Origin of the sequence: Pseudomonas sp. H26/SER47-MNA-CIBAN-0231, assembly GCF_040310465.1 — a bacterium.
Lineage (GTDB): Bacteria > Pseudomonadota > Gammaproteobacteria > Pseudomonadales > Pseudomonadaceae > Aquipseudomonas > Aquipseudomonas atacamensis.
In genome coordinates this window covers 1-264 of the sequence record NZ_JBEOPW010000105.1, presented here as the reverse complement: position 1 = coordinate 264, position 264 = coordinate 1, and the positions used below count along the sequence as shown (strand labels likewise).

Sequence of the window (264 nt, the reverse complement as noted above, 5' to 3'; positions counted from 1 at the left end):
GTTCCTGATCGACCTGGAAGCCCGCGAAAAAGCCCGCACCGGCCTGGCTAACCTGAAAGTCGGCTACAACCGCGTGCATGGCTACTTTATTGAGCTGCCGAGCAAACAGGCCGAGTCGGCGCCTATCGATTATCAACGTCGCCAGACCCTCAAAGGCGCCGAGCGTTTTATCACCCCCGAGCTCAAAGCGTTCGAAGACAAGGCGCTGTCGGCCAAAAGCCGCGCCCTGGCGCGGGAAAAGATGCTCTACGAAGCCTTGCTCGA

At 59.5% G+C, this 264-nt stretch carries 1 pseudogene; it reads left to right on the top strand.

The window, feature by feature from the left end:
* Window positions 1-264: pseudogene (locus tag AAEZ10_RS27470) on the top strand (DNA mismatch repair protein MutS); the annotation flags it as partial.